General features: G+C 62.6%; 22 protein-coding genes. 16 read left to right on the top strand and 6 right to left on the bottom strand.

All coding sequences use genetic code 11. The features are described 5' to 3' along the window. Positions 1 to 4 precede the first annotated feature (4 nt). Positions 5 to 790 (bottom strand): flagellar basal-body rod protein FlgG, encoded by a 786-nt coding sequence (flgG, locus tag IG122_RS02095; protein ID WP_193179970.1) that lies wholly within the window; start codon positions 788 to 790, stop codon positions 5 to 7. A gap of 24 nt (positions 791 to 814) precedes the next feature. Continuing rightward, positions 815 to 1,540, bottom strand: coding sequence for a flagellar basal-body rod protein FlgF (gene flgF, locus IG122_RS02100; protein ID WP_193179972.1), 726 nt, complete (start codon positions 1,538 to 1,540; stop codon positions 815 to 817). A gap of 440 nt (positions 1,541 to 1,980) precedes the next feature. On the opposite strand from flgF, the gene IG122_RS02105 reads away from it, so the two are divergent. The 9 genes from IG122_RS02105 to IG122_RS02145 all read left to right on the top strand — a co-directional run bounded on the left by IG122_RS02105 (position 1,981) and on the right by IG122_RS02145 (position 11,106). Further along, positions 1,981 to 2,520 carry a flagellar basal body-associated FliL family protein gene (locus IG122_RS02105; protein WP_193179974.1) on the top strand — a complete coding sequence of 180 codons (540 nt, stop codon included), beginning with the start codon at positions 1,981 to 1,983 and terminating at the stop codon, positions 2,518 to 2,520. A 9-nt stretch (positions 2,521 to 2,529) separates the two neighbouring features. Continuing rightward, positions 2,530 to 3,564 (top strand): flagellar motor switch protein FliM, encoded by a 1,035-nt coding sequence (gene fliM / locus IG122_RS02110; protein ID WP_193179976.1) that lies wholly within the window; start codon positions 2,530 to 2,532, stop codon positions 3,562 to 3,564. A 9-nt stretch (positions 3,565 to 3,573) separates the two neighbouring features. Beyond that, positions 3,574 to 4,122, top strand: a complete 549-nt coding sequence (locus tag IG122_RS02115) for a DUF6468 domain-containing protein (RefSeq protein WP_193179978.1) — start codon at positions 3,574 to 3,576, stop codon at positions 4,120 to 4,122. Beyond that, positions 4,122 to 4,979: a MotE family protein gene (locus tag IG122_RS02120; protein WP_193179980.1), complete on the top strand. Its 858-nt coding sequence runs from the start codon at positions 4,122 to 4,124 to the stop codon at positions 4,977 to 4,979. The genes IG122_RS02115 and IG122_RS02120 overlap by 1 nt, the downstream gene beginning before the upstream one ends. Positions 4,980 to 5,181: 202 nt before the next feature. Beyond that, positions 5,182 to 5,571, top strand: coding sequence for a response regulator (locus IG122_RS02125; protein ID WP_193179982.1), 390 nt, complete (start codon positions 5,182 to 5,184; stop codon positions 5,569 to 5,571). A gap of 95 nt (positions 5,572 to 5,666) precedes the next feature. After that, positions 5,667 to 6,086, top strand: coding sequence for a protein phosphatase CheZ (locus IG122_RS02130; RefSeq protein ID WP_193179984.1), 420 nt, complete (start codon positions 5,667 to 5,669; stop codon positions 6,084 to 6,086). Positions 6,087 to 6,089: 3 nt separating this feature from the next. Beyond that, positions 6,090 to 6,725: a hypothetical protein gene (locus IG122_RS02135; RefSeq protein WP_193179987.1), complete on the top strand. Its 636-nt coding sequence runs from the start codon at positions 6,090 to 6,092 to the stop codon at positions 6,723 to 6,725. Positions 6,726 to 6,727: 2 nt separating this feature from the next. Next, positions 6,728 to 7,450: an OmpA/MotB family protein gene (locus IG122_RS02140; RefSeq protein ID WP_193179989.1), complete on the top strand. Its 723-nt coding sequence runs from the start codon at positions 6,728 to 6,730 to the stop codon at positions 7,448 to 7,450. Positions 7,451 to 7,488: 38 nt separating this feature from the next. After that, the gene (locus IG122_RS02145) at positions 7,489 to 11,106 is read left to right on the top strand and encodes a tetratricopeptide repeat protein (RefSeq protein WP_193179990.1); all 3,618 of its coding nucleotides are present in this window, start codon (positions 7,489 to 7,491) and stop codon (positions 11,104 to 11,106) included. A 21-nt stretch (positions 11,107 to 11,127) separates the two neighbouring features. Here the strand turns inward: IG122_RS02145 and fliP are convergent, their stop codons facing one another. The 4 genes from fliP to IG122_RS02165 form a co-directional block, all read right to left on the bottom strand. Continuing rightward, positions 11,128 to 11,904 (bottom strand): flagellar type III secretion system pore protein FliP, encoded by a 777-nt coding sequence (gene fliP, locus IG122_RS02150; protein ID WP_193179991.1) that lies wholly within the window; start codon positions 11,902 to 11,904, stop codon positions 11,128 to 11,130. Further along, the gene (locus IG122_RS02155; protein ID WP_193179992.1) at positions 11,901 to 12,239 is read right to left on the bottom strand and encodes a flagellar biosynthetic protein FliO; all 339 of its coding nucleotides are present in this window, start codon (positions 12,237 to 12,239) and stop codon (positions 11,901 to 11,903) included. Before IG122_RS02155 ends, fliP begins: the two co-directional genes overlap by 4 nt. Before the next feature lie 116 nt (positions 12,240 to 12,355). Next, positions 12,356 to 12,691 (bottom strand): hypothetical protein, encoded by a 336-nt coding sequence (locus IG122_RS02160; RefSeq protein ID WP_193179993.1) that lies wholly within the window; start codon positions 12,689 to 12,691, stop codon positions 12,356 to 12,358. After that, positions 12,688 to 13,095, bottom strand: a complete 408-nt coding sequence (locus IG122_RS02165; RefSeq protein WP_226893266.1) for an EscU/YscU/HrcU family type III secretion system export apparatus switch protein — start codon at positions 13,093 to 13,095, stop codon at positions 12,688 to 12,690. The genes IG122_RS02160 and IG122_RS02165 overlap by 4 nt, the downstream gene beginning before the upstream one ends. A 118-nt stretch (positions 13,096 to 13,213) precedes the next feature. Between IG122_RS02165 and flgB the strand changes: the two genes are divergently transcribed. From flgB to IG122_RS02200, 7 genes are all read left to right on the top strand, one after another. Continuing rightward, on the top strand, positions 13,214 to 13,624 hold the full coding sequence (gene flgB / locus IG122_RS02170; protein WP_193179994.1) for a flagellar basal body rod protein FlgB: 411 nt from the start codon (positions 13,214 to 13,216) through the stop codon (positions 13,622 to 13,624). Positions 13,625 to 13,652: 28 nt separating this feature from the next. After that, positions 13,653 to 14,063, top strand: coding sequence for a flagellar basal body rod protein FlgC (flgC, locus tag IG122_RS02175; protein WP_193179995.1), 411 nt, complete (start codon positions 13,653 to 13,655; stop codon positions 14,061 to 14,063). Between the two features lie 76 nt (positions 14,064 to 14,139). Further along, positions 14,140 to 14,445: a flagellar hook-basal body complex protein FliE gene (locus IG122_RS02180; RefSeq protein WP_193179996.1), complete on the top strand. Its 306-nt coding sequence runs from the start codon at positions 14,140 to 14,142 to the stop codon at positions 14,443 to 14,445. Between the two features lie 109 nt (positions 14,446 to 14,554). Then, on the top strand, positions 14,555 to 14,821 hold the full coding sequence (fliQ, locus tag IG122_RS02185; RefSeq protein WP_193179998.1) for a flagellar biosynthesis protein FliQ: 267 nt from the start codon (positions 14,555 to 14,557) through the stop codon (positions 14,819 to 14,821). A 13-nt stretch (positions 14,822 to 14,834) separates the two neighbouring features. Beyond that, positions 14,835 to 15,599 (top strand): flagellar biosynthetic protein FliR, encoded by a 765-nt coding sequence (gene fliR / locus IG122_RS02190; protein ID WP_193180000.1) that lies wholly within the window; start codon positions 14,835 to 14,837, stop codon positions 15,597 to 15,599. Positions 15,600 to 15,661: 62 nt separating this feature from the next. After that, positions 15,662 to 16,732 (top strand): flagellar biosynthesis protein FlhB, encoded by a 1,071-nt coding sequence (gene flhB / locus IG122_RS02195; protein WP_193180002.1) that lies wholly within the window; start codon positions 15,662 to 15,664, stop codon positions 16,730 to 16,732. A 64-nt stretch (positions 16,733 to 16,796) separates the two neighbouring features. Continuing rightward, complete coding sequence (locus IG122_RS02200) at positions 16,797 to 18,848, top strand: hybrid sensor histidine kinase/response regulator (protein ID WP_193180003.1); 2,052 nt, start codon at positions 16,797 to 16,799, stop codon at positions 18,846 to 18,848. Position 18,849: the final 1 nt, after the last annotated feature.

Here is an 18,849-nt window from a genome sequence, read left to right on the forward strand (position 1 = left end):
CGCGTTAGCGGACCTGGTTGACCGTGGCCATCATCTGGTCGGAGGTCTCGATGACCTTCGAATTCAGCTCGTAGGCGCGTTGTGCGGTAATCAGGTCGGTGATTTCCTGCACCGGATCCACGTTCGAGGATTCGATGTAACCCTGGAACAGGCCGCCGAAACCGTCGGTGGTCGGGTTCGCGGTGCTCGGCGCGCCGGAGGCTTCCGTCTCGAGCAGCAGGTTGTTACCGGCATGTTCGAGGCCGGCATCGTTCTGGAAGATCGCGAGCTGGATCTGGCCGACATTGGACTCCGCCGTCTGGCCGTCGAGCTTGACCAGCACCTGGCCCGATTCGTTGATCGTCACGCCGATCGCTTCGGACGGGACGGTGATGCCGGGCTGCACGGTGTAGCCGTCGGCGGTTACCAGTTCTCCGGTCTGGCTGACCTGGAAGGAACCGTCCCGGGTGTAGGCCGTCTCGCCGTCCGGCAGGAGGACCTGGAAGTAACCGTTGCCGCGGATCGCGAGATCGAACTGGTTGTCGGTCAGGATCAGGGAACCCTGTTCGTTGACCCGGTAGGTCGCCGCGGTGCGGACACCGACGCCGAGCTGGATGCCGGACGGCACGACTGTGCCGGCGTCGGAGGAGTTCGAACCCACGCGCCGCAGATCTTGATAGAGCAGATCCTGAAACTGAGCCCGGTGCCGCTTGAAGGCGGTGGTGTTCATGTTGGCGATGTTGTTGGAGATGACCTCGACATTGGTCTGCTGGGCCAGCATGCCGGTGGAGGCGATATTGAGCGACTGCATGATTAAATTCCTTCTACCAACAGGTTAGACCGCCTGAGGCGAGCCGAGTTTGCGGACAGAGCTGCGAAGGCGCTCGGCCTCCTGGTCCAGCATGTTCTTCACGCCCTCGTAGGAGCGCTGAATGTCGATCAGGCGCGTCAGTTCGCTGATCGCGGATACGTTCGAGGTTTCGAGATGTCCCTGCATCAGCTCGGACCGTTCGGCCGGCTTGGGATCCTCGGTGGTGTCGAAGAGGCTGCCGCCGCGTTTCTGCATGCGGGCGAGATCCTCGAATTCGACCACCTTGAGTCTGCCCAGAACTTCCGGTCCGGCGCTGATCGTGCCGTCCGGCGAGATCTCGATCTTGCGGCCGTCCTGCGGAATGAAGATCGGGTTGTCGCCGTCGTCCATAACCAGGTCGCCGTTGCCGGTGATCAGCTGATTGTCCGGGTCGAGCTTGAAGTTGCCGTTCCGGGTGTAGAGCGGCTGCTTGCCGTTATCGACCACGAAAAAGCCCGGACCTTCGATGGCGATGTCGAAGGTGTTCTGTGTCGGCTGCAGGGTGCCCGGCTGGTGGATCACGATCGTGCCGTGATCGATCACGAAGTCGAGCTTCTCTTCCATCTTGGTGTCGGTCTCGTACGGCGAGTAGAGCGCGATTTCCCGCTTGAAAGCAGCGGTGCTGGTATTCGCGATGTTGTTGGCCACCAGAGCCAGTTCGCGCCGCAGCGCAGACTGGCGGGAGAGCCCAATATAGATCGCGTTTTCCATGACGATTTTTCCCAACCAATTTCCAAATCGCCGCGTTCTACGGCCGTTGCCTCCGGTAAAAGCAGAATTCGTGCCAACTCGGAAATCGCGCTAAATCAACGAGTTAAATTTATCGTCGTGGAGAAATCTGTGCCGTCGACGGCAAGACCGTTCCGGTTGGCAGGATTTGCCGGGCGCCTGGGATCGCGCAACGTCGATACTTGCCGGGGGCTTCACGCGCGCATGTCTTTAGAGACTAGGTTCGTTCATTTGGCGAAGTTAATGAAAAATATGGAGAAATGACGCGTCTTGTGATTTACTTCTATATAAGCTCCGCAGCTTTGGTCCTTGCCTTGCTTGATACCGTGGCAAGCAGGCGTGGGAAATACGTGGCGGATACCCGTTGTCAAAATACAGCCGCAATGTCGCTGTATCGAAAGTTTTGATCTGGGACGGATTGCATGGCCGAAGAAGGCGAAGTCGTCGAGGATGGCGGTGGCGAAGAAGATGGCGGCAGCAGGAAGCTAAGCCCGAAAAAGATCATTCTGTTCGTGCTTCTGCCGTTGCTGCTTCTGATTGGCGCCGGTGCCGGCGGTGCGCTGATGCTGGGAATGCTGGGGGGGGATGAACCGCCGCCGGAGCAGACCGCTGACGGCGAGCACGCGCCTCAGCCGGAAGCGCCTCAGCCGTCCGCCCAGGCGATTTTCTTCGAAGTGCCGGACTTGATTGTCAATCTCAATACGAGCGGGCGAAAGACGGCGTTTCTGAAGATCAAGATCGCGCTTGAAGTCAGCAATCCGGCGGATGTCGATGTGGTGAACGAGAACCTGCCGCGTATCGTCGACAATTTTCAGGTATATTTGCGCGAGCTCCGGGTCGACGACCTGCAGGGATCTGCCGGCATGTACCGGTTGCGTGAAGAATTGCTCAGGCGCGTGAACCTGGCGGTGCGCCCTGCGCGGGTGAAGGACGTGCTGTTCAAGGAAATGCTGGTTCAGTGAGGTATTCGCATGGCCGATGACGATCTTGCTGCCGAATGGGAGGCAATGTCCGATGACGACGACGACGAAGTCGGCGGAGGCGGTACCGGCGCCCGGGTTCTAAACCAGGACGAAATCGACTCTCTCCTCGGCTTCGACGAAGGTGCCGGTGGCGACGGCGACACGTCCGGCATCCAGGCGATCGTCAACTCGGCGCTGGTTTCCTACGAACGTCTGCCGATGCTCGAGGTCGTCTTCGACCGTCTCGTGCGCATGATGTCGACCAGCCTGCGCAACTTCACCTCGGACAACGTCGAGGTCTCGCTCGACAACATCACCTCGATCCGTTTCGGCGACTATCTGAACTCCATTCCGTTGCCGGCGATGCTGAGCGTGTTCAAGGCGGAGGAATGGGACAACTACGGCCTTCTGGTCGTCGACTCGGCGCTGATCTATTCCATCGTCGACGTGCTGCTCGGCGGACGCCGCGGTACCGCGGCGATGCGTATCGAAGGCCGGCCCTACACGACGATCGAACGCAACCTGGTCGAACGCATGGTCACCGTCGTGCTGAGTGATCTGTCCGCCGCTTTCGATCCTCTGAGCCCGGTCACCTTCCGCTTCGACCGTCTCGAGACCAACCCGCGCTTCGCGACCATCGCGCGGCCGGCGAACGCGGCCGTTCTCGCGCGTCTCAGGATCGATATGGAAGACCGCGGCGGCCGGCTCGAATTGATGCTGCCTTACGCGACGCTGGAGCCGGTGCGCGAGCTGCTGCTGCAGATGTTCATGGGGGAGAAGTTCGGTCGCGACTCGATCTGGGAAACCCACCTTGCGAACGAACTCTGGGCGACGGATATCGAACTTGAGGCCGTGCTCGATCAGGTCGTGCTTTCCCTGAACGACGTGCTCAACTGGAAGCCGGGAACCAGGCTGCTGCTCAATGCCAGCCCGAAATCGACGATCGATATGCGCTGCGGAGACGTTCCGCTCTTCGTCGGAGGAATGGGGCAGCGCAACGGCCATATTGCAGTTAAGATCAAACAGAAACTGCGGAAGATGTAGGCACGCGGCATGATGAACACGGTCCTGCCTCTGGTACTGGACGGCCTGTTGGTCGTGCTGCTCCTTGCGACGATCATCTACGCGATGATCCTGGACCGGAAACTGAACCGGTTGCGCGGCAATCACGACGAGATGGAAGTTTTCGTCGATAAGCTGAATGTGGCCTGTGCCCGCGCCGAGGCGGCGACTGCGGGACTGCGCAGCGCCGGCGAGAACGGCAAGTCGGTTTTCCGGGACGCGGCCTCGAAGGCGGAAGCCTTGCGTGACGAACTTGCCTTTTTGGTCGAGCGTGCCGATATCGTAGCCGGGCGCCTTGCGAATGCGAGTGAAGGTACGTCGGTCGTGCAGCCAAAGGCTGGCGTCGCCGCCGCGGGTCCGAGGCCGGACCCGGCCAAGAAACCGGCGGCGAAGCGGACTGCCGCACCGGTGCGGCGCGGTCCGGAACCGTCCCGCGCAGCCTCCTCCGGACGAGGTGAGTCCGCTTCGGATCATTCCGGGTCGGGCCCCCGATCGGAAGCTGAGGAAGAACTGCTTAAAGCACTGAGGAATGCACGCTGATGGCATATGACCGACGTGGCAGAAAAGCCCAGACGATAGATCCCGAGGCGCAGTCGGCAACGCCGAACGCCGCCCGGATCCAGGGCGGCCGGCCGGTCAAAGGCAAGTCGCCTGCGAAAGGAAAGCCGGTCGAGACCGCCGGCGCGCGCGATCCGCGCCGGGCAGGGCAGCCACGCCCCGTATCCGGACGCTCACGGGCTATTATCCGTGTCTTGCCGGTCGTCGTTTTCGTCGCGGTCCTGCTGATCAGCGTCAAGGTCGCAGGCATATGGGAAACCCTTGCGAGCGGCCGTTCGCCGGTGAGTGTCGCGGCCTTTGCGGAGGCGGACAGCCCGGCAGCCGGCCCGGCGGTGCAAGCCGCCAAGGAGCCCGAGCAAATCGCCCAGGCGACGGAACCGGCCCCGAAAAGCGAGGGAGACAAGCCGCTTGACCCGGTGCTTTTCACCCGTTCGGAAATCGAGTTGCTGCAGGATCTTTCCAAGCGCCGTAAGGAACTCGACGCGCGCGAGCAGGCGGTGATTCAGAAGGAAGGTCTGCTGACCGCGGCGGAAGACCGTATCGAGAAGAAGATCGTCGAACTCGAGAAAGTCCGTGCCGAGATCGAAGGGCTCATCAAGACTTACGATGAGCAGGAGGAAGAGGAGATAAAGGGCCTCGTCGCGATCTACGAGAAGATGAAGCCGCAGGATGCGGCACGGATCTTCGATGAGCTGGACATGGACATTCTGCTGCGGGTCTTCGATCGGATGAAGGCCTCGAAGTCGGCGCCGGTCCTCGCCAACATGCGTCCGCAAAAGGCGAAGGAAGTGACCTCCCGAATCGCGGAACGCAAGACCATTCCTGTCACCACGAACTGATCCAGGCTATTCCCCGGAAGACGCGATCAGCGTGGATATCGGGCCAAAACATCAGACGAAACTTGCCGAGACCCTGCAATTGGCAGTATTTCATCGGGATATCAGGCATTAACGACCTTTTAATAGGATGAGGTTAGTGTCTGGCTGTTGGTTAATCTGAAGCCGGACGCGATCCGGGATTTTACGAGATGGAGAGGTGCCGATGGCGGTCGACAAGGGCATGAAGATCCTCATTGTCGATGACTACAAGACAATGCTGCGCATTATTCGGAACCTTCTAAAGCAGCTTGGCTTCAACAATGTGGATGAAGCGAGCGACGGCAGTCAGGCTTTGCAGATGCTGCGTCGCGGCGAGGAATACGGGCTTGTGATTTCCGACTGGAACATGGAGCCGATGACCGGTCTGCAGCTGCTGAAGGAAGTTCGGGCAGATGCGAAACTGAAAAGTACGCCGTTCATCATGGTCACGGCCGAGAGCAAGACCGAGAACGTTGTCGCGGCGAAACAGGCTGGTGTGAACAATTACATCGTGAAGCCGTTCAATGCCGCGACCCTGAAGACCAAAATGACTGCGGTGATCGGCGCGTTCTAATCGCGCCGACTACCTTGTCAGACCGTCGCAACAGGGGGAGTTCGATGGCCAGAGACGGAATCCGCGACGAACTGTTGCCGGAAGCGGTACTCGAATTGGACGCCGTCACCTCCGTTGCCGAGGCCGCGGCGGAGAAAATCCTGACGGCCGTCGAGAAGATCGACGCATTGCGCGAGGGCATGTCGGAGGAGGTTTCCGAGGCCGTCGGCGATGCCATCATCGAGATTTTCGAGGCGTGTGGCTTCCAGGATCTGACCGGCCAGAGGGTCGGGCGAATCCACAAGACGCTCAACAGCGTCGCCGACCGTGTGGAAGCGGTGATGTCCCATACGGGCCACGGTCACGCTCCCGCTTCATCCGAGGCGAAAAGAAATCGTGACAAACATACGGAAAATGTTGAAAAATCAGGCGGTGAACCGTTCTCAGAAGAGGGTTTGTTGAACGGTCCTCAGCTGCCTTCCGATGCGAAGACCCAGGAAGAAATCGATGCGCTGATGGACCAACTCGACAAGTAATTTATGGTCCGAAGCGACGACAAGGCACGTGGAACGAGCCAACTCGGCAGCCTGCCGCTGTTTCTGAGCCTCTTTCTGTTGCTGCTCGCGTTCTTCATATTCCTCAATTCGATCTCCACCAGAGTCTCCGGTAAGAGCGACGGCGTGCTCGACAGCGTACGCGCCAGTTTCGCGTCCGTACTGAAGGGCGGGACCGGGACCGGCGTCTTCGAGGGCGAGCCCGGACAGAACGCGGATGCGGGCCTGAAAGACGAGGTGTTCGATGCTTTCAGCCCGCTGCTGAGCGTTACCTGGCTGACCGAGGAGAGAAGCGGCAATCCGGTCTATATCGATTTCGAGACGCGCAAGCTTTTCGAGGGGCAAGGGGTCGACCCCAGCCACGATTTCCGGAAGTTCGCCACGCGGATCGCGCCAATTCTGGCACGGGAAGTCGGTCGGAGCGCGGCCGAGGTCCGGTTCTGGTTTTCCTATCCGACGGCAAATGCCGAACGTGAGCTCGCACAGCTTCGTGCGGCGCGGTTGGCGGAGATCCTGATCGGGATGGGAGCGCCGCGGTCCGGAATTTCGATCGGATTTCGCGAAGTGCCGCGCGGCACCATGCGGATCGCCGTCGATCTCGGCACCGCGGGGCGGCGTTAGTTATGGGCGGGGCAACCGCACGCAGGAACGGCCGCAGGCACAGGGACGGTGTCAGCTGGATGGTGACATTCGTCGATCTCGTCTCGCTGCTGCTTGCCTTCTTCGTTCTCATGTTCTCGATGACGACTCCCGATGCGCCGCAATGGGAATCCTTCACGGCCTCGCTGCGATCCGCTTTCTCGAGCGAGAACCCGACACGGGCGCGGCAGTCCCTCTTGCCGGAGACGATCAAGTCGGAGGATCCGGGATTGGGGTTCGATCTCGGATACCTCCAGAAACTGCTGCGGGCCGAGCTTGCGCGTGACGCGTTGCTCCGGGATGCGAAGGTGGCGGCGAAAGGGGGGCGGCTCGTGGTCTCTATGGCCAGCGATGTGTTCTTCCGTCCAGGTTCCGCTGCGTTGCTGCCGTCGGGGGACGGCGCGATGTTCAATCTCGCGGTCGCGCTCTCGCAGCTCGATAATCGCATCGACATTGTCGGTCACACCGATCCGCGTCCGTTCGTTTCTCCTACGGCGGCGTTCACGTCGAACTGGGATCTGTCGCTCGCGCGGGCATTTTCGGTCGCGGAGGCGTTGCGGAAATACGGCTACGACAAACCGGTAGAGGTTCGGGGTGCCGCAGATGGAAAGTTTGGCGATATCGATCCGTCTCTGGGTCAGGAGGAGCGGTACCGGCAGGCACGGCGCGTAGACCTGGTGATCTACAAGGAGCGGGACCGGAGATGATGGCTTCCCGCAGAATTCCTGTCTCTGGTGCGCCTCGGATGTTTCGCGCGCTTGCCCTGTTTCTTGCCCTCATGTGCATGTCGATCGCGTTCGGGGCCGAGGCGGAGGCCCAGCAAGTCGCGGTGTCGGGAACCAGTCAGAACGGCGTCGACAGCATCCGCTTCGACTGGCCGGCCCGGGTTGGCTATTCCGCTCAGAAATTCGGTACCACCCTCGCTGTCAGCTTCGACCGCACAGTATCGGCAGATTTTGGGCCTGTTGCGGGCGGTGTCGGCAATTATGTCAGTGCCGTCAGCCTCGATTCCGACAATCGGACGGTCCTGGTGGATCTGTCCGGAAATCCCCGGTTCCGTTCTCGCCGGGACGGAAATTCGGTGATCCTCGATTTCTATGATCGTGACGCGCCGGCGCCGCCTGCTGTGGCTCCGGCTGCTGCTCCGGCTGCCGTGCCCGCACAGCCGGCGCCACCGCCTGCCGCGGCCCCGTCCGCTGCGGCTCCCGAGCGCGCCGCACCGCCGCCACCCCCGCCGCGAGGTCCCAACCAGCCGCTTCTCAATGTCCGCACAGGCGCACACGATCGCTATTTCCGCTTCGTCTTCGACTGGACGGCCGACACGCCCTATACGGTTTCCGAACAGCCTGACCGGGCGGTCCTGACATTTTCCCGTCCGGCCTGGATAGATGACGCCGAGCTGCGTGCGCGGTTGCCCGAGCGCTTCAAGAACTTCTCCTCGGATCCCGGCGCGACTGCGATCGCGGTGACGATACCGCTGCAGGCGCGTGACGGCGTCCGCCACTTCACGACCGGAACCCGGGTCGTGCTGGATGTCGTTGCCGGCGCAGAACCCAGCCGGACAGGCCTCGGCGCTCCGTCCGACGTCCCGGTGCCGAAAGCGGCCCCGACCGCGCCCGTCACCGCCGAGGTTCCGCCGGCACAGGCGACCGATACGGCACAGAAGGTCGCACAGCAGTTTGGCCTTCAGACTCTTCCGTCGCCGCGCGCACCGGAACCCGCCGCGGCGCCGGCGTCTCCAGCTCCTGCTGCCGCGAATACGGAGCCCACGACGGTCGAAGGGAACGGCGCCGCGCCGGGCGTCACGGGACCGGCACCGGCATTCTCTACTCTGGAGCCGGCGAAGATCGAACGGGAGTCGGACGCCTTCGGAACGGCGACGCGGCTCCAGGACGTTGACCTCAAAGCTTTGATGAAAGACGGCGAATCGCTCGTACGAAGCCTCAGCGCGGGAGATGCCGCGACGATCAGCGGGCCCGTCATTCCCGTCACCGCCAGTCTCGACAACAGCATTGTTTCCGTGCGGTTCGAGTGGACCCAGCCGGTGGCCGCAGCGGTCTTTTCCCGGGCGGGCTATGTTTGGGTGGTGTTCGGCGCGCAGGCCCAGTTCGACATGACGGCGCTTGAGAAAGCCGACTTCCAGCTGCTCGGCGCCAAGGCGCAGGTTCCCGTGAACGGCGGATCGGCGGTCCGGTTCCCGACGGTCGAAGGGGTCAACCCGCGAGTCTGGCGCGACAATGCCGTCTGGATTGTCGATTTCCGGCCGCAGAACAGCCGGCCGGATGTTCCGCTACGGGTCGACACCCAGCTTGTCAGTGCGCAGGGACCGCGAGTCTTTGTGCATCTGGAGGATCACAGCCCGACGGTGATCATGCGGGATCCGGAAATCGGCGATCAATTGTTCGTGGTGCCGGTCGCCTCGCTCAGCCGCGGCGTCGACGGGCTTCGTCAATTCGCCGAGTTCAATCTCCTGAACACGGCGCAGGGCCTTGTCGTCCAGCCTTTTGCCGACGATATCACGATCCGCTCTCTGCCCGACGGGGTGGCGATCACCAAGACGGGCGGTCTGACCATTTCGCGCGCGGTGCAGCAGTCGACGGACGATCAGGTGGCACAGCGCATCGACGGTCTGCCGCCGGGACTTCCGCCGGGCCGGATATTCGACTTCAGCAACTGGCGCAAGGGAGATATCGACAGGTTCCTCGAGAACAAACAGGAGATTCAGCGCCGGATCTCCGAGGCGACCAGCATCGCGCGGAGCGGCCCGCGCCTTGAACTGGCGCATTTCTACTTCGCCCACGGCCTTGCCGCCGAGGCCATGGGACTGCTCAGGACGATCGAGGTGGAGGACGAGGATCTCGCCCGGCGGCCGGACGTGAAAGCCTTACGAGGCGCGGCCCAGTTCATGCTCGGCCGGTTCAAGGAGGCGGAGGAGGATCTGGGCGAGCGCAGTCTCAACGGACTGTCTGAAGCCGAGCTCTGGCGCGGTGCGGTCAAGGCGTCGCAGGGACGCTGGCCGGAAGCGGTCGAGCATTTCTCGCGCGCCGGCGAGATTCCCGGAGGCTATCCCCGGAACATGGCGACGCAGATGGCGCTTCTGGCCGCGGAAGCGGCGATCCGCGCGGGTGATTTCCGTGGCGCCGGCGCCTTCATCGACGTGGTCGCCGACGGCCAGCCGACGCCGGGCGAGCAGGCCCGCCTGAACTACCTGCGCGGCAGGGTTCTCTACGCGTCCGGAGATACGGACACGGCGCTCGATTTCTGGCGCAGCCTGTCGCAGGACCTGGATCGCTGGGCCCGCGTCCGTTCCGAACGCGCGCTGATCGAACACGGGCTGCGGAACGGCACGCTCAGCCGCACCGATGCGATCGCCGGGCTCGAAAGCCTCAGATACACCTGGCGCGGGGATCAGGTGGAGTTCGACCTCCTGCGTGAGCTCGGCCGGCTCTATCTGGAGGAAGGCGAATATGTCGAAGGGCTGAGCGCGTTGCGCGAGGCGGTGACCTTCTTCCCGGAGAATCTCTATGCGGATCAGGTGGCGGAGGAGATGACCGACGCCTTCGCGAAGATCTTCACCGAGGGCGAGTCGGACAAGATGACGCCGATCCAGGCGCTCTCTCTCTATGACCAGTTCCGCGAGCTGACCCCCGTCGGCGCGCGCGGCGACGAGATCATCCAGCGTCTGGCGGACCGGCTGGTGCAGGTCGATCTGCTCGACCGGGCCTCGATCCTTCTGGAACGGCAAGTGAAGTTCCGCCTGCAGGGCGAGGACAAGGCCCGGGTCGGTGCACGTCTGGCACTGATCCGGCTGCTGGACCGCCGGCCGGAAGAGGCGCTTGGCGCGCTCGACGAGAGTGTGGCGCCGGGGCTTGGCGCGGAACTCGCTCTCGAGCGCAAGCGTCTGCGCGCCCGAGGCGAGTTCGAGCTCGGCGATGCCGACGGCGCGCTCCGCCTGCTTTCGGGGGACGACAGCCGGGACGCGGATCTGCTGCGTGCCGACATCTTCTGGCGCACGCAGCGCTGGGCCCAGGCGGCCGAGGTCTTCGAACGACTCGCCGGCCGCTCCGGCCGCGACGGCCGCCGGATCGACGAGCAGGCCGCGAACCTAATCCTGAACTGGGCGGTGTCGCTCTCTCTCAGCAACAATCTCGATCAGCTGAGCCGAATCAGGCAGGTCTATACCCAGCAGATGGACAACACGCCGTTCCGCGAGGCCTTCCGGCTGATCACGAACAAGACCGAGGGTGAGCTGGACGATTTCCGCACACTGGCGGACCGGTTCGGCGAAATCGGTCGTTTCCAGGCCTTCCTCAGTTCTTACCGCGATAGGCTGAAAGACAAGCCGCTGAGCGCGACGAACTAGGCGAACCGGTCGAGCGGTCGTCTATCCCCCTCCGAAACTTCGCACCATGCTGCCGGCGATCAGATACCAGCCGTCGACCAGCACGAAGAAGATAAGTTTGAAGGGCAGGGAAACGATCACCGGCGGCACCATCATCATGCCCATGGACATCAGGATCGAGGCCACGACCATGTCGATGATCACGAACGGCAGATAGATCAGGAAGCCGATCTCGAAGGCGCGCCGGAGCTCGCTGATCATGAAGGCCGGTACCAGAACCTTGAGAGGCGCATTGGCGCCGGTCTCAGCCGGCCCGACCCGCCCGATATCCTCGAACAGCTGCAGGTCCTTGTCGCGTACCTGGGCAAGCATGAAGGTGCGGAACGGCGCGACCGCCCTCTCGAACGCCTCGAATTCGTCGATCCGTTCGGCGATCAGGGGGGCAACGCCGTCTTCCCAGGCCTGTTCGAGCGTCGGTGCCATGATGAATCCGGTGAGGAACAGCGCGAGGCTGACAATCACCAGGTTCGGCGGCGATTGCTGGGTTCCGAGCGCGGTCCGCAGCAGCGAGAAGACGATCACCAGACGGGTGAAGGACGTCACCGTGACGAGGATGCCCGGGGCGAGCGAGAGCAGCGTGATCGCGGCGACAAGCTGGATCAGGCGCGCCGTGGTTGAGCCGCCGGGCTCTCCGATATCGAGCGTCAGGGTCTGGGCGACCGTCTCCGGTGCAAAAGCGGTCAACGAAAGCACAGAGACGAGCAGGGCGCCGAGAATTATCCGCAGGGAACGGCGCCGGAGCAGGGGCACGGCACTCATAAGCTCTTATCCGTATCTGTGGTCGTGACCGGAACTGTAGCGCCCCTCAGGGCGGCGGCGAAGCTGTCCGGATCCGGAGATATCCCGCTTTCGATCAGCAGGTCGTTGTTCGGGCCGAGCAGCAGAAGGTGCTCGCGGTCGTCGCGGCGCACCAGCACCAGGCGCCTGCGCGTGTCGAGGGAGAACTGTCCGGTCAAGGACAGGCGCCCGGCGGTGTGCGCGCGCACGATTCCGAAGCGCCCGGCATACCGCCTGGCAATCCAGTAAACCGCGCCGATCAAGCCGATGGTAAAGGCGAAGGCGAGGAAAAACCTGAGATAGACCTCGAAACCCATGGCGGAAGCATTTCATAAGGCGTCGCGGATGGGAACAGACAAGCGGCCGGGTGTCCAGACGGATGGAGTACGGTCCGCTCAGATGCCGGAAACCGGGGCTTCCGGCCGGATCGTGTTCAGCTTCCGCGCTTGCGCCCCGCGCCATACGCGGCGGCGGCCTGGCGCCGCTTGGCAGCGGAATCGGCACCGGGAGGTTGTTCGGCGGCGGCTTTCTCCGAGATCGCTTCCGACAACAGTTCCAGGAGGCCGATGACATGTTTCATGTCGGGGGCCAGGGCGTGTGCCTCCTTTGCGGGAAGAGAGGGAATCGCGGCACAGATCCGCGCGACATCGGTTTCGAGACCGGTCAGAGCGCCGGAGACTGCGCTCGCGGGGTCCTGCAGCGTCGCTTCGAGCCGGGCTCTGACAGATGCCAGCCGCTCTGCGATCTCGTTTCCGTTCTCGGTACTCATGATGTCTCCCCGGACCTCAGCCGGTCGTTTGCACGGTACACATAGGTCAGGATCTCGGCGACGGCGGCGAAAGCCTCGACCGGAATTTCGCAATCCACCTCGACGGCCGCAAGGATCTGAGCGAGGTCCGGATCCTTTCGCACCTTCACGTCATTGTCGAATGCGAGGCGCAGGATCTTCTCCGCGAGCTCACCATAGCCCTTGGCAATGACCCGCGGCGCCTCCTCCGTTCCGGAATCGTGATCGAGCGCGATCGCCACCTGACGGTCCTTCATGGCATCGGCGGCGCGGCGTGCATTGGCGGCACGCCGATCCATAGCCGCGCGCTGGCGCTCGCGGCTATCGTCGTCCGTCGCGCTGCCGGCGGTGCCTGCGATGTTTCGAACCCGTTCCGTCATGGCCATGAGTATATGCGAGGCCTTGCCCAACCCAAACCGGACAATCTTGGCACGGTGTTTGCTTTAATCACGGCAGGTACCCCGATGGGGCACTGGAACAAGGTTCTCGAAAGAGAGGTTCGTTATGGCGATCGATAATTCAAACCTGCTGAGAATGGCGCACCAGAAGATGAACTGGCTCTCCGAGCGCCAGTCTGTTCTGTCGCAGAACATCGCCAATGCGGATTCTCCGAGCTACCGGGCGCAGGATCTGACGCCGCTCGATTTCAAGCGCAACCTGCAGCAGGTGACGAAACTTCCGGTCGCCAAGACGGAAGGCAACCATATCAGCGGCGTTCTCCCGAAATCCGACTACCGGATCGACGAGAGGAGCCAGAAGGACGTCTATGAGGCGAGCCCGAACGGCAACGGCGTGGTCCTGGAAGAGCAGATGATCGCCGTGCAGGACACCAAGCTTCAATATGACCTGGCGCTCAACCTCTACAACAAGCAGATCGGGATGTTCCGCACTGCGCTCGGCAGCAACAACCGCTAAGCGGGACGGCTAGGAAAGGACCTCTGTCATGGATCTCAATTCCGCGATCAAGATTTCCGCATCCGGTATGCGGGCCCAGGGAACCCGGCTTCGGGTCATCTCGGAGAACGTGGCGAACGCCGACTCGCTCGGTTCGGTCAAGGGGCAGGATCCGTACCGGCGCAAGACCATCGTGTTCGAGAACTTCATGAACCGCGATGTGAACGCCGAAATGGTGCGGGTCGCCAAGATCGGCCGCGACGATTCGGACTTCGAGCTTGCCTATGAGCCGTTCCATCCGCTCGCCGACGAAGACGGCTATGTCCGCCGGCCGAACGTGAATTCGCTGATCGAGATGATGGACATGCGCGAGGCGCAGCGGACCTACGAGGCGAACCTTTCGTCGATCGAGATGGCGCGCAGCATGCTGCAGCGTACGGTCGACCTGCTGCGGGCCTAGTCCGCGGCACGGCGTAACGCTGGCAAGGGGGCCGGTTTCCCTCTAGAATCGAACCGAACCCGATTGGAGAATCGCAATGGTGGCCAATATCGGAAATGCGCTTGGAGCGGCCGGCATAGGCAAGGTTCCGGGAGCGGATGAGTCCAAGACCGCAAGCGTTGCGGGTCAGGATTTCGCCAGCTTCGTGAAAGGCGCCGCACATGATGCCCTCGGCACGATGCAGACGGGCGAACAGATGTCGATGAAGGGAATCGCCGGCGAGGCGGACCTGACCGATGTGGTGCAGGCGGTGAACAGCGCCGATATCACGCTCCGCACCATCGTCACGCTCCGCGACCGGATGGTGCAGGCCTACCAGGAAATCATCCGGATGCCGATCTGACGGTCATCGCGTCGGGTTTTACCGGACCGTCGTTTGGCGGCATAATCTATTGGTCAATTCCTGCCCGGCAATAATTGCCGGGCTGCACCTGTTTTGCCGGGGGCCGCGCATGAACGAAGTCGAGGCGATCGAGATCGGCCGCGAGGCGGTCCTGACCATGTTGACGATGTCGACGCCGATCATGCTGCTGGGCCTCGCGATCGGACTGATCATCGCTCTTTTCCAGGCCCTGACCCAGCTGCAGGAGATGACCCTGGTCTTCGTGCCGAAGATCATCATCGTCTTTGCCGGCCTGATCTTCTTTCTACCGTTCATGCTCAATACGCTGAACGCCTTCATGCAGTCGATCGCCGACAAGATCATTTCCCTCGGATAGGGCGGAGCCCGCCGTGCCTCTTGAGGATTTTCTCCCGACCCAGGTCTACATCATCCTGCTCGTGCTGGCCCGGGTGGGCGGGACCGTCATGCTGATCCCCGGCATCGGGGAAACCTTCGTCCCGGTTCAGTTCAGGATGATCCTCGCGATCGGGCTCAGCGTCGTCGTGGCACCCTTGGTCGGAAACACGATCCCGTTCGCGCCGACGGCGCCGGAGCTCGTTCGGCTGCTGTTCATCGAACTGGTCATCGGGCTCTATTTCGGCATCGTGGCGAGAATCGTACTGCTGTCGCTCGATACCGCGGGGCAGGTGATTGCGATGAATACCGGCCTCGCCAACGCACAGATCTTCAACCCGGCGCTGGCGACCCAGGGGTCGCTGCCGGGCTTCTTCCTGCTCAATGTCGCGACACTGTTGCTGCTGATCTCGGATCTGCATCACCTGCTGATCCGGGCCATGATCGACAGCTATACCCTGTTTCCGCCCGGTACCGCTTTGCCGGCGGCGGATTTCGCCGATGCGATCTCGCGCATCATCGCGAACAGTTTCGAGATCGCGATCCAGATCGCCGCACCGTTTCTCGTCCTGGGGCTGCTGTTCTATGTCGTGATGGGCATCATGGCCCGCCTGATGCCGCAGCTGCAGATCTTCTTCGTCGCGCTTCCGGTTCAGGTGATGATGGGGCTGGTCATCCTGTCGCTGGTACTTGGCGGCGCGATGATGGTGTTTTTGGAGTATTATTCCGAGAGTATCGGGCGTTACGTCATCCCGATCTGAGCAAGCGCGAAACCGTGGCCGCGTGAGTGACGCGGCGCGGGGCCGCAGATGGAGCCGCTGCGATGTCCGATCAGGACCAGGGCGATAAGACAGAGGAAGCGTCTGCGCGAAAACTCTCGCAGGCGCGCGAGAAAGGCCAGGTACTCAGCTCCAAGGAGGTGAACAACTTCGCCATTCTCCTGGGCGCTACGATCGTCGTCGGGCTGGTCGGGCCTTTCACGATGCGCGGCCTGACCGAGTCGCTGCTCATCTTCATCGAGCGCCCGGACATGATCGATGTCGCGGGCTCCGGCGCGGTGATGATCGACATGCTTCTCGGGGTCGGCCTCGCAATCGCGCCGGCGCTGGCTTTGCTCGTCGTGCTCGCCGCGCTCGGTATCCTGATGCAGATCGGCTGGCTGCTGTCCCCCGAATCCATTCAGCCGAAGCTGGAGAAGATCTCGCCGATCAGTGGCGCCAAGCGTCTGTTCAGCCTGAAGTCGGTGGTCGAGCTGCTGAAGGGTGTCGTGAAGATGATCCTGGTCGGTTTCGTCGCCTACCTGATCGTCTCACCGGAATTCACCAGAATCGAGCTGATGGTCCAGATGGACATCAAGGAGTTGCTGGATGAAACCCATATGGTGGCGATCGAGATCTTCATCGGTGTGCTGGCCGTCGCCGCCGTGATCGCGGTCGTCGATTATCTCTACCAGCGCTACGAATTCATGAACCAGATGAAGATGTCCAAGCAGGAAGTGCGCGACGAGCACAAGCAGACGGAAGGCGATCCGCATGTGAAGGCGCGGCTGCGCCAGCTGCGCATGGAACGGGCCCGTACCCGCATGATGGCGGAGGTTCCGAAGGCAACGGTGGTGATCACCAACCCGACCCATTACGCGATCGCGCTGAAATACGACATGGAGCAAATGTCGGCACCGCGCGTCGTCGCCAAAGGAGTGGATGCGGTCGCGCTCAGGATTCGCGAGATCGCGAACGAGAACGAAGTCCCCATAGTCGAGAATCGGCCGCTTGCCCGGGCGCTGTATGACAACGCGGAACTCGATGAGGAAATTCCCGAGGACTATTACAAGGCGGTGGCTGAAGTGATCAGCTACGTCTTCAAGATGAACCAGACCTACGTGCCGATCAATTGATCGCGCCCGAAGTGGCGATGAGAGTGACAAAGACGCAATCGGCGGTCGGTCTGCGGGGGGCAGGATGGATCCAGTGATCTTCGGCGGCATCGGAGCCGCTCTTGTCGCGGGCGCTGCCGCGGCCGCGTGGAGCGTGAGCTCGAAGCGCCTCCGGTCGCAGATCCTGCGGATCGAGTCGGAGCTCGATACGAAGACGGCAGAGGCGGCGTCGTTTGCGGCGGAACTCGAGGCAGAGCGGAATGCGCCTCCGCCGGAGCCTGAGATCGCTCTTCCGTTCTGCACGTTTTCCGCGGAAGGCCGTTTCCTGTCAGCCAACTCGGCGTTCCTTGAACGGTTTGCGGAGGGAAGCCTCGACCGCGTTGAGTCGAACAAGACCGTTCTCAGGCTCCGCCTGGCAGTCAGCAAGAATTTGGAGCAGGTCCGAGATGCGGGCGCGGGGGCGCTGGTTCCGGCCGGCAACCTGCCACCCTCCGGTTCGTCGTCCGCAGAGCGGGGCTACCAGATTCTGCTCAGTGCGGACGCGGCGAGGGACGGCGGCGCGAGCCAGAGCATCATGGCGCTGCTGGTCCCGGCTTCGGAGAGCTGGACCGCGCCGGCGCTCGAATATGCGCCGGTCGGGGTCGTCTTTCTCGGCAACGGACGCAGGATGCTGGCCGCGAACGAGACGTTCCGAAGTTTCACGGGGCTCATGGCGGCCGGCGGAGGACTTGGCGGTCGCACATTCTCGGATCTCGTAGAGGAGGAGGACCGGGAGACGGCGGATCGGTTCCTCGATGAGACCGCCGGGCCGGGCGGAAGCGATAATATCGAGGTCCAGCTGGTCGGACGCGACGGGGAGGCCGGGGCGGAAGTCGCCGTCTTCTCGCGCGAGCTCGCGTCCGGAGAGGGCCCCGAGGGAGCGACCTGCGCGCTCTATCTGATCGATATCGGGCGGCGCCGGCAGCTTGAGGCTCAGGTCGCCCAGTCGCAGAAGATGCAGGCTGTCGGGCAACTCGCCGGCGGGGTGGCGCACGACTTCAACAACCTGCTGACGGCGATGAACGGCTATTGCGACCTGCTGCTCGTGCGGCACCGGCCGGGCGACCAGTCCTTCTCCGACGTCATGCAGGTGAAGCAGAACGCGAACCGGGCGGCCAATCTGGTCCGGCAGTTGCTTGCCTTCTCGCGGCAGCAGACGATGATCGCGCGCGTTCTCGACGTGACCGAGACTCTTGCCGACCTGTCGCATCTTTTGCGCCGCCTCATCGGCGAGAACATCACGCTGGAAATCTCCCACGGCCGCGATCTGGCGCCGATCCGGGTCGACCAGGGCCAGCTCGAGCAGGTTGTCATAAATCTCGTGGTCAATGCCCGAGACGCTTGTCCGGGCGGCGGAACCATCACCATGCGGACGCATGATTTCGTCACCGCCACCCCCGTGCGCCAGGGCGACGACGTGATGCCGGCGGGACGCTATGTCAGGCTTGATGTCGCCGACACCGGCACCGGGATCGAGGAGGACATCATTGGCCGCATCTTCGAGCCCTTCTTCTCGACCAAGGAAGTCGGGCAGGGGACGGGGCTGGGGCTATCGACGGTCTATGGCATCGTGAAGCAGATCAACGGCTTCATCTCGGTCTCGAGCACGGTCGGGAAGGGCACGGTGTTCTCCATCTTCCTGCCGGCGCACGAGGGGGAGATCACGCCGAGCCGTTCCAGCGACATGTCGCACGACTCCGCCGATGCCCGGAAGGATCTGACCGGTGTGGAGACCATCATGCTGGTGGAGGACGAGGACCCGGTCCGGCTGTTCGGCGCCCGCGCTCTGCGCAACAAGGGCTACAAGGTGATCGAGGCCCGCAACGGGGAGGCGGCGCTGCAGCTGCTCTCCGACAAGAGCGAAGTGATAGACCTGCTCATCACCGACGTGGTGATGCCCGGCATGGACGGACCGACGCTGGTGCGGAAGGTCCGGGAGGACCGGCCCGACCTGCGCGTCATCTGTATCTCCGGCTATTCCGAAGACGCTCTGCGCCAGCGTATCGAGCAGGACAAGGACATCCACTTCCTGCCGAAGCCGTTCAGCCTCAAGCAGCTCGCGGGAACGGTGAAGGACGTGCTGCACCCCCTCCCGTGAC

Source organism: Nisaea sediminum, assembly GCF_014904705.1.
GTDB lineage: Bacteria > Pseudomonadota > Alphaproteobacteria > Thalassobaculales > Thalassobaculaceae > Nisaea > Nisaea sediminum.

Bases quoted from the DNA above. Each gene is read 5' to 3' on its own strand.
- IG122_RS02120 (WP_193179980.1), top strand. From the start codon at position 4,122: ATGGCATATGACCGACGTGGCAGAAAAGCCCAGACGATAGATCCCGAG.
- IG122_RS02115 (WP_193179978.1), top strand. From the start codon at position 3,574: ATGATGAACACGGTCCTGCCTCTGGTACTGGACGGCCTGTTGGTCGTG.
- fliQ (WP_193179998.1), top strand. From the start codon at position 14,555: ATGAACGAAGTCGAGGCGATCGAGATCGGCCGCGAGGCGGTCCTGACC.
- flgG (WP_193179970.1), bottom strand. From the start codon at position 790: ATGCAGTCGCTCAATATCGCCTCCACCGGCATGCTGGCCCAGCAGACC.
- fliP (WP_193179991.1), bottom strand. From the start codon at position 11,904: ATGAGTGCCGTGCCCCTGCTCCGGCGCCGTTCCCTGCGGATAATTCTC.
- IG122_RS02135 (WP_193179987.1), top strand. From the start codon at position 6,090: ATGGTCCGAAGCGACGACAAGGCACGTGGAACGAGCCAACTCGGCAGC.
- IG122_RS02160 (WP_193179993.1), bottom strand. From the start codon at position 12,691: ATGAGTACCGAGAACGGAAACGAGATCGCAGAGCGGCTGGCATCTGTC.
- flgC (WP_193179995.1), top strand. From the start codon at position 13,653: ATGGATCTCAATTCCGCGATCAAGATTTCCGCATCCGGTATGCGGGCC.
- fliM (WP_193179976.1), top strand. From the start codon at position 2,530: ATGGCCGATGACGATCTTGCTGCCGAATGGGAGGCAATGTCCGATGAC.
- IG122_RS02105 (WP_193179974.1), top strand. From the start codon at position 1,981: ATGGCCGAAGAAGGCGAAGTCGTCGAGGATGGCGGTGGCGAAGAAGAT.
- flgB (WP_193179994.1), top strand. From the start codon at position 13,214: ATGGCGATCGATAATTCAAACCTGCTGAGAATGGCGCACCAGAAGATG.
- IG122_RS02165 (WP_226893266.1), bottom strand. From the start codon at position 13,095: ATGGCCATGACGGAACGGGTTCGAAACATCGCAGGCACCGCCGGCAGC.
- IG122_RS02125 (WP_193179982.1), top strand. From the start codon at position 5,182: ATGGCGGTCGACAAGGGCATGAAGATCCTCATTGTCGATGACTACAAG.
- flhB (WP_193180002.1), top strand. From the start codon at position 15,662: ATGTCCGATCAGGACCAGGGCGATAAGACAGAGGAAGCGTCTGCGCGA.
- flgF (WP_193179972.1), bottom strand. From the start codon at position 1,540: ATGGAAAACGCGATCTATATTGGGCTCTCCCGCCAGTCTGCGCTGCGG.
- IG122_RS02200 (WP_193180003.1), top strand. From the start codon at position 16,797: ATGGATCCAGTGATCTTCGGCGGCATCGGAGCCGCTCTTGTCGCGGGC.
- IG122_RS02140 (WP_193179989.1), top strand. From the start codon at position 6,728: ATGGGCGGGGCAACCGCACGCAGGAACGGCCGCAGGCACAGGGACGGT.
- IG122_RS02180 (WP_193179996.1), top strand. From the start codon at position 14,140: ATGGTGGCCAATATCGGAAATGCGCTTGGAGCGGCCGGCATAGGCAAG.
- IG122_RS02155 (WP_193179992.1), bottom strand. From the start codon at position 12,239: ATGGGTTTCGAGGTCTATCTCAGGTTTTTCCTCGCCTTCGCCTTTACC.
- IG122_RS02145 (WP_193179990.1), top strand. From the start codon at position 7,489: ATGTTTCGCGCGCTTGCCCTGTTTCTTGCCCTCATGTGCATGTCGATC.